Source organism: Streptomyces alkaliphilus, assembly GCF_014141535.1.
In the GTDB taxonomy this organism is placed as follows: Bacteria; Actinomycetota; Actinomycetes; order Streptomycetales; family Streptomycetaceae; genus Streptomyces; species Streptomyces alkaliphilus.
Genome location: NZ_VKHT01000461.1, coordinates 1 through 4,009, shown reverse-complemented (window position 1 = coordinate 4,009; position 4,009 = coordinate 1). Strand labels below are relative to the sequence as shown.

The 4,009-nt window shown below is 76.9% G+C and carries 3 protein-coding genes and 1 pseudogene; 2 read left to right on the top strand and 2 right to left on the bottom strand.

Going from position 1 to position 4,009, the window contains the following annotated elements; all coding sequences use genetic code 11:
• The coding region (locus FNQ90_RS14970) for an NPCBM/NEW2 domain-containing protein (protein ID WP_182606837.1) at positions 1-567 on the top strand (567 nt) is incomplete at its 5' end.
• Positions 568-669: 102 nt separating this feature from the next.
• On the opposite strand, the pseudogene FNQ90_RS14965 reads toward FNQ90_RS14970, so the two are convergent.
• A pseudogene (locus FNQ90_RS14965) lies at positions 670-2,160 on the bottom strand (asparagine synthase-related protein); the annotation flags it as partial.
• Here FNQ90_RS14965 and FNQ90_RS14960 point away from each other — a divergent pair.
• Complete coding sequence (locus FNQ90_RS14960; protein ID WP_407699370.1) at positions 2,053-2,535, top strand: anti-sigma factor; 483 nt, start codon at positions 2,053-2,055, stop codon at positions 2,533-2,535. The pseudogene FNQ90_RS14965 and the gene FNQ90_RS14960 sit on opposite strands and share 108 nt — an antisense overlap.
• A 181-nt stretch (positions 2,536-2,716) precedes the next feature.
• Here the strand turns inward: FNQ90_RS14960 and FNQ90_RS14955 are convergent.
• Positions 2,717-4,009, bottom strand: a 1,293-nt coding sequence (locus FNQ90_RS14955; RefSeq protein ID WP_228471213.1) for a glycosyltransferase, incomplete at its 5' end; no start/stop codon positions are given.

Below are 4,009 nucleotides of genomic sequence, written 5' to 3'. Positions count from 1 at the left end.
CCCGAACCGGAGCCGGAACCCCAGCCCGAACCCGAACCGGAACCCCAGCCCGAACCGGAACCGGAACCCCAGCCCGAACCGGAACCCGAGCCGGAGCCGGAACCGGAACCCGAACCCCAGCCCGAGCCGCGCACGTATCAACTCCGTCATCTGCTTCCCGGCTTCCCCGGGACCGGCGCCGACGAGCCGCGCCTGCGCCTGCTCGGTGGCAGTGCCTTCCTGCCGCGCTCCCAGCCGTCCATCGGCGGGGTGCCCCACGCGCACGGCATCACCGTGTCGGCGTCCTCCACGATGATCATCGACCTCAACCGCCCCTGTTCGACACTGCGTGCCCGGGTGGGGGTGGACGACACCGCGCCCACCGACCGGGGCGCGGCGGAGTTCAGGGTGCTGGTCGACGGGATCCCCGTGTGGGGATCGGGCACGGTGACGGCGGGGGCCGCCGCGGTGCCGGTGGCCGTGGACCTGACCGGAGTGGACACGGTGCGGTTGGAGGCCCGCCCCCGGGGCCCGTTCGGCGCACTCACTCCCGTGACCTGGGCCGACTCGGAGCTGGACTGCGGCTGACGGGCGGACCGCAGGGGGCGTGACCGGCATGCCCCTTCCGGCCCACCGCCCCGGATTCCGGGACCGACCGCCGCGCCCGTGCCCCGGCCGTCGTCGGGGGCGTCAGCGGGTGACGCCTCCGGCGACGGCACGCGGTTCCCGGTTGCCCTCGGTGGTCCAGCACGAGCCGCGCCGGGTCGTCAGTCGCCGCAACCACAGCTCGGTGGAGACCAGTTCGGCGATGCCCTCCAGCGGCACCGGCTCCTCCTCGGCGGCGGCGCGCAACGCCCGGCGGACGACCCTGGCCTCGACCAGCCCGGCGTCGGCGAGCAGCGGCGCGTCGAAGAGGTCGATGAGGTCGCCCAGGGCGGTGCGCAGGCCGAGGCGGGTCGCCTCGGTCTGGAGGGCGCGGGCCGGGGCACCCCAGCCGGGCGGCAGCGCGCGGACACCCGCCCCGGCGAGCACCTCGCGCAGGATCTCCGGCCGGGCGCCGGGCTGTATCCGCAGGGTCTCCGGCAGCAACCGGCCGGCGCGGACGACGGCGTTGTCGTAGAAGGGGGCGTGCAGGCGCTGGTGGTGCAGTTCCACGGCCTGTTCCAGCACCCGGTGGTCGGCGGCGCGCCGGACCAGGGCGGCGCGGGCGCGCTGGGCGCCCGGGTGGCTGTCGCGGCCGGCGGGCCGGGAGCGGGTGGCGGCGGCCTCCAGCCGGAAGGAGACCTCCGCGAGGGTCTCGCCGGTCAGCCAGCGGGCCGCGGGCCCGGGAAGGGCCCAGCTGAGGGAGGCGCCCAGGGGTCCGGCGTCCGGGGCACGGCGGCCGGTCGGGGCCACCCCGAAGGGGTCGGCGAACGGGTCGACCGTGTCGGCGGCGTCCGGGGCGGCGTGCCGCAGTCGGACGGCGACGCCGGTGACGCCCTCCCGGTAGGAGGTGCGGGCGAGTCGGCGGGCCGCCCGGTACAGGGCCAGGGGTCCCGCGACGGAATGCCCCCCGTCGCCGTGACGGAGGGCCATGATGGTGCGCACGAGGTGGCGGCGTTGTCGCCCCAGGACCAGGTCGGCGAGCCGGGCCGGGTGGGCGTCGAGGACCTCGCGGGCGCCGTGTCCGACGAGGTGGTCGGCGCTGCCGGCGGCGAGACGGGCGCGGTGCCGGGCGGCGCTCACCAGGGAGGGGGCGGGTTCGTCGGTCAGCCGCATGCCCTCGGGGTCGAGGCCGACGAACGGCAGGGTCTCCACCCCGCCGGTGACCACCACGTGGTGCAGGCGGGGGTTCTCGGCGATGGCGCGGGCGCGTTCGAGTTCGGCGATCCGCGCGACGCGGGCGTGCTCGCCCCCGGTGGCCAGGTCGTTGAAGGTGACGGCGAGGAGGCGTTCGCCCGCGAGGGTGGCGCCGGTGCCGTGCACGGTGCCGGGCCGGCCGGGGAGGCCGGCGGCACCTCCACGCCCTCCACCGGCACGGTGCCGCCCGCCCGCTCCGGCCCGCCCGCGAACGGGCCCCGGCCGGCTTCCCCGGTGCCGATTCCCGCTCCCCGGCGCCGTCCGTTGCTGTTCGCCGTGGCCGCCTCGTTGGCGGCCGGCGTCCTCATCGGCAGCGCCGGCACCTGGTGGCAGATGAGCCGGGAGGCCGGCCCCGCGGACACGCCCACCGCCGAGTACGCGGCGGAGTACGTGCGGATCGACCCGCCGGAGGGAGTGGACCTGCCGGCGGTGGGCCGGATCCGGTTGGACGGGGCCGAGGAGACGGGGCACGCCCTGGTCATCAGTGTGCGCGGACTCCCGGAGACCTCGGGGTATTTCGAGGTCTGGCTGATGGACGAGGGCGCGGGCAAGCTCATCCCCATCGGGGTGCTGGATGGGGACGGCACCGCCGTGCTGCCGCTGCCGCACGGCGTGGACCTGGGGGAGTACGCGCTGGTGGACGTCTCGGAGGAGCCCTTCAACGGGAGCCCGGACCACTCCGGCAAGAGCATCGTCCGGGGCCCCCTCAACGCCTGAGGTCCATCCCGCGGCATCGGGCCCGCCCGTACCCGGGGCGGGTTCCGCCACACCCACCCGGGCCGGACGCTCCGGCCGGCGGGCGGGGTGTGGGGGGTCCCGCCCCGGTCAGCCGGCCGGAACGGCGATGTCCGGTTCCGCGTCGCCGTCATCGTCGGCACGCCACCCGAGCGGCCCGGGGTCATCTCCCGGGAGCGGTCCGGCCACCCGGGTGCCCGGCCGCCCGGCCATGAGGCGCAGCACCCGGTGCGCCCCCCGCACCGGCCCGCTCGGCGTCGTGGGCGACGGCGAACTGGTCGCTGGAGAAGGGCAGCACCACCGCCGGCACCCCGGCCCACAGGCACTCGGTGAAGGAGTTGTTGCCGCCGTGGTGCACCATCGCCCGGGCGCGGCCCAGCAGGGCGCGCTGCGGCACCGAGTCGGCCACCAGCAGACGGCCGCCGCCCGAACCCCCGGGGTCGAGGAGGGGGCGCAGCGCCCCGGCACGATTCCCGGCGGCCACCACCACCGCGGCCTCCGGGCAGTGCGCCAGGATTCCCCGGGCCGCCGCCCGCAGCACGTCGTCACGGGCCGAGAGGAAGGTGCCGAGCGCCACGAGCACCAGCGGCCGGCCGCCCGGCCCGGCACCGATCGAGGCCAACCGCTCCTCCCACGCCGCCGACAGCGGTTCCCCGGCCGCCGGATGCTCCGCGAGGCCGGCGCAGTGACCGATGCGCACCGCCTCGCCGGCGCCCGGCGGCAGGGCCGGCAGCCAGGGCAGGTCCGGGTAGTTGAGGACCACGGCGTGCGGTGAGCAGAGCGCGAACGCCCGGTGGGGCACCGGCCGGTGCGGCGCGACCCGTCGCACCACCCCGGCGAACAGTTCGGTGAACGCCCGGTCGTTCCCGATCACCGCATCCCGCAGTCGTTCCAGTTCGGCGCGGTCCGGCCGGATCGCGCGCGGCCAGACGGCGGGCATCCCGAACCATGCCGTGTCGTCCGGTGGCAGGTAGCCGGGGTGGCCGGGACAGAAGGTGACATGGGGCAGGTCCAGGCAGTGCAGGGCCAGCGTGGCGGAGTAGGCGAGCAGGTCCACCACGTACCAGTCGGGACGCAGCCGCGCGTGCAGCGCGGCGATTCGCTCGCGCACCCCGTCGGGGTCGGCCAGCAGGTCGGCCCGCCGGTGACGGGCCTGGGCGAGCAGCGCCGACACCGCCCCGTTCCGGGTGGCGTCCAGGAACTCCGTCAGGCGGGCCGCCTCACCGGCGGCCTGGGTGGTGCGTTCGGCGATGCCGGTGTTGGCGTTCCGGGTGACGCTCAACTCCGCGAACCCCACCCCCGCCTCCTCGGCGAGATGGGCGAAGTCGGGTCCGCAGGCCACGGTCGTCTCGGCGCCCGCCCGACGCAGCGCGTGGGCGAACACGGACATCGGCCGGGCGTGGGAGAGGAAGGGCGGGCTGATCACCACCACCCGGGGGCGCCGCCCGGTGGGATC